Here is a 4,570-nt window from a genome sequence, read left to right as displayed (position 1 = left end):
ATCGACGACTTTACCCAAAGAGGCATCCTGATGGGATGGAGTTGGGACTTTTATGGTATAATCCAACATTTCAGCAGATAATTTACCCGCGCCATCTGTTCCGACCTTTCCGCCATCTGACTGAATTGACTTGACGTTGAGTTCAGTTGATCCGTCATTCGTATAGCTGTCCCCCTTTTCTCCCTTGGGAATGGAGAACTCGAGCACGGCGGTATTTTCTGATCCTGAATTGCGAACGGATGCCTGGACATCCGGATCTGTGGTGGTCACGGTTCCTATGCGTATGGTAGCTGCGGCCCCCTCTTTTCCGATCGGGCCCACATCCCCCTTTTCCCCTTTTGGAATGCTGAACTGCAGGATCGCATCATGTTCATCGCCAATATTTTTGATGGTTGCCGCCTCATCGGGTCTTAAAGGCCGCACCTGCTCAACAACCCTGACAGTTGCCGCTTTTCCCTGGGGTCCCGCAACTTTTCCTAAAGGCCCGCCCCAGGTCTTGTCATTGGTGTATATATAGGCGCTGGCCTCACCAGTCTTTTCATCAAGATAAAGATATTGATCCCCCGCTCTTGGCATACCACGGGGATCATTAAGAGCAATTGTCGCATCAGGCAAGTTATGACCACTATACCAGCGTGAGCCATCATCCCCTTTTGCACCTTTCTCTCCCTGAATGCCCTGCAATCCCTGCGGACCGGTATCACCACGGGGACCCCTGATGCTGCCAAGACTGACCCAATCCCAGCTATCTCCATGCGGAATGGTGCGCTTGACCTCCCAGTTCATCGTGTTGATCCATACAACATTCGGGTTTAGGGGGGCGCTTCCCTGATCCGGATCCTGCTGGCTGGTGATGATGCGGGTTCCATCAAAACCGTCCCTGCCGTCCTTGCCTGCTTCCCCTTTCTCTCCCTGAATGCCCTGCAGTCCCTGCGGGCCAGTATCACCCTGCAATCCCTGCGGGCCGATATCACCTTGTTTACCTTGAAGGTTTCCAACCTTTTGCCAATTCGTGCCATTGAAAACAAACAGATCATTGGAAGCTGTATTCAGGAAACTATCCCCGATCCTATAGCTTGAAGAGGTTACAGGATCCTCCTGGGCAAAAAACCATAGAGAACCTCTCTCTCCCTGATCCCCTTTCAGATTGGCCAGCCTGACCCATTGATTATCATTAAATGTGAACAGGTTGCTGTTGCTAATATTGAAATAGAGATCACTCTTTTTATAAACCTCATTGTAAACGGGATCCACAGTACCAGTATATATGATACTGCCAGCCTCCCCCTTCAGATTCCCAGACTTGTGCCAGCTATATGCATCCCCGCCCCGGGAGACAGTTTCAAACAAATCTCCTGTGACATCATTGAGCCAGACAATATTTTCCTTGGCATCACGGGCAACAGGATCACGATTGGACAACAGAATTTGCGTGCCTGCCTTCCCCTGTATCCCCTGTATGCCTTGCCTACCTTCAGGAATGGTAAAATCAAGAACAGCGTTATGCCCATCACCCCTGTTCTCAACAGCAGCATCACTCCCTGCCGCACCTGTCACAACATTTCCAAGCTTTACCGTCGCGGCCTGGCCCCGCTCACCCTGAGGCCCAACCTGACCACGGGGCAAGGTGAAATCCAGAACGGCATCCACCTCGGTTCCCGAATTGACAATCTTTGGATCCCCATCAGGTTCTGTGGGCAGAACCTTGCCAACCGTAACCGTTGCGGCACATCCTTGAGGACCCTGGGGACCCGTATCCCCCAATACATAATTGCCAGCCTCGCCACTGCCCATGATTCCTTCCGGCATAATTGGCAATGTCACAACAAACTCACGCTCCTCATTGGCACGTGTGGTTACCAAAAAACGAATACCGGTTTTGGTATTCATTGTCCCTCCACTGATACGTGCCCTAAAGGTCTGCCCAGATACCGTAATCCGGTCAACACTAAGTGTCTCATCTGAAGGTTGGGCACTTACGCAGCTGATTGCATCAGAGGGAGAAAGGCGATTGACCATTGAAAACTGGTAATAGACTCTTTCCAATGGTGATTTACATTGCAGATCAATCTCACGATGTCCCAAACATCCAGCTGGAACGATAATAATTCGACTGCCTTGATCACAGTTCATTTTTAAATCCTTATTGATTACTGAAATTTATATGTAAAATTAATTTGTTATTGCCATCTTTATTATTCACATACCTGTTTAACGGAACCCTTCATTAAAAAACCTCCATTAATCCAGGGGCTTCCATCTCCTGGATCCTGGGTGGGAAGCATCGCAAACACCTCTTTTAATGCACTGCTTAATCCATGCGGGGAAACCGTACCAAATCGTGATACATCCCCGCTGGCCAGACAGACGAATCCCTCATTCAGCCATAGGGAACGGCCATCTGCCGGATCTGTCCTGGACATTGACTGAACAGCCTTCTCCAATAAATATAAAGCTGCCCCTGAACTAAACTCTTCAACCCTGGCACGATAAAATTGCGTCTGTTCCCCATCCTTGCGAATAACCAACAGCTCATCTTGCAACCCTATTTCATTCGTAGAATTTAACATAGTCACCTGATCTGATGCCACGATTGTTTCCTGCTCGCAAAACTCCAGGTTGCAGACACCCTCACACTGACAATCGCTCTTTCTGTTACTCATCCCTATTCCTTCCCCTTAGATACATATAAAAAAACCGTTATCATCAAGAAGATAACGGTCAATAAGCTTTATTCCATTCAATGGCGGTCGTATGTCAGGCGGTCTTGTCCGGGAAGCCATACTTATGAACCTCTCCTCCCTCCGCTCTGTTGCGGCATGCCCAAAAGTGGACAAAATCATCTCCTGGATTACGCTCCTGCCCCGGTCTGTCTGCGCTGTATAGGTCAGACAATAAGAATGACTAGCCCGGCCTCCAGAAATAAACGCCGTTAAAAACCTGTCATGCGCCAGAACACTCTCCACCCTCAATCCCAGGCCATGCACCAAAACCGTCCCGGATACAACCCTTTCCCCATCAGACAAACGATGAAAAAAATCAACGCTGTAATCCTGATAAGATGTGACGTTCTTCGGGGGAAATACAGACAGCTCCCTCTTCGAGCGTCTCAGTACCTGGTATACACAATAGCTGTTCAAAAAAAACGTTCGCATTAAATACATCGCTAACCATCCATGTCTATCTGAAAATTCGTCGTCAAATTCTTATAAGAGGGAGCAGGATTATTGATGATTTCAACATGATCATGATATGCTGCTGGTTTAGAAAAAAACTCTATAACATTTGACCTCATCTGATTATAAGGTGCATTTGGAATAACTGGAACTTCTGTATCTATATCAACAAAAGAATTAATTTTTACATTTTCAATAATATAAAGAAATGTCGTATTTGATATATTTACAAAAAAGTTACTAAAACTAAAATTCAACTCAATTATACCATTTGCGTCTCCACCACCAACAATAAAATGATTTAATCCATTTTTAGGTAACTTGTTAAATATACATCCTGTAAACGAATAATGACCTCCAGAAATTAACCATCCTTCAATAACATTAACATGATATGGATCGTTATCCATTTCATTTATTCTATCAATTTCAATTTCGATACCCCAAAAATTCACATAAAATTGTCCTGAAGTACCAGATAACCGAGTAAATCGGATACCTGAAATATATAATTCATTATTATTATCTAATGAAGAAGTATATGTCCAACATATTATTAATTTTGGTCGAGTCAAGCCAACTAAACTCCGATTTAAACCAATATTATTAGTATGCTTATTCAGCCACTCTGTCGCCTGATCCAAAAAATCATCTCCGTAAGCCAAAAAAGTAACATTTTTTGTTTGAAGATCAAAAGTATGATCAATTTCTTTATCTGAATTTAGCTTACCATCTGGAGTTAAATAATGAACATCACTAGCTTTTAAATAAATCATAATTGATCCAGTTGCAGGAGCTTGTTGCAGAGCTTTACTTATAGAAAAATAAGGATTTTTCATAGTGCCATCTCCCATTTTATCATTACCTTCAGAAGAAGAAACGTAAAATTCTGTCTGAACAGATGGTGATGCAACCAATAACTGACCGTCTTTATCATAATATAAAATATTACCATAAATTTTTGATAAAACAGGATATCGTATCCAACCGTTTTGAGGGTTGATTATGTTAACTTTATTCTGGTTGGGATTAAATCTGTTGTTATTTTCCAAACATTGCCATAAAACCCAAGGCCTGTTTGGATCATCCCCCTGCACGATGGTTCCTTTTGAATAACCATTGTTTTTATTACAAAAATCCTGGTTGAAACTTGGCAGACCTCCCGCCTGCATCCACTGTATAGCCTCTGTAATCTGGTATAAAATCCCGTTATGATCCTGTCCCCAGGGTGGAACACCACCTTTCAGGGCAGAAATCATAGTTTGTTTTGGAAAACCTTTTTCAATATCCGCACGTCCATTTCGATGATCTGCACCAGATTCAACAATATCAAAACGCTCGCCTTTTTCTGCCCATTTAGAGGAGAAAAGCTTTCCAGGTCTTTGAATAGACAT

At 44.1% G+C, this 4,570-nt stretch carries 2 protein-coding genes and 2 pseudogenes; all 4 read right to left on the bottom strand.

What is annotated here, in order from left to right; translation table 11 throughout:
* Positions 1 to 2,133 (bottom strand): annotated as a pseudogene (locus GM552_RS00675) (hypothetical protein); the annotation flags it as partial.
* Positions 2,134 to 2,195: 62 nt separating this feature from the next.
* Positions 2,196 to 2,663: a hypothetical protein gene (locus GM552_RS00670; protein WP_155564843.1), complete on the bottom strand. Its 468-nt coding sequence runs from the start codon at positions 2,661 to 2,663 to the stop codon at positions 2,196 to 2,198.
* 15 nt (positions 2,664 to 2,678) lie between these two features.
* A complete protein-coding gene (locus tag GM552_RS00665; RefSeq protein WP_196424810.1) occupies positions 2,679 to 3,155 on the bottom strand; it encodes a hypothetical protein in 477 nt (158 codons plus the stop codon).
* 11 nt (positions 3,156 to 3,166) lie between these two features.
* Positions 3,167 to 4,570: pseudogene (locus tag GM552_RS08840) on the bottom strand (hypothetical protein); the annotation flags it as partial.

The sequence above is a fragment of the Commensalibacter sp. ESL0382 genome (assembly GCF_009725775.1).
GTDB lineage: Bacteria > Pseudomonadota > Alphaproteobacteria > Acetobacterales > Acetobacteraceae > Commensalibacter > Commensalibacter melissae.
Note: the sequence above shows the minus strand (reverse complement) of the source record. Positions and strands in the feature narration are given on the sequence as shown.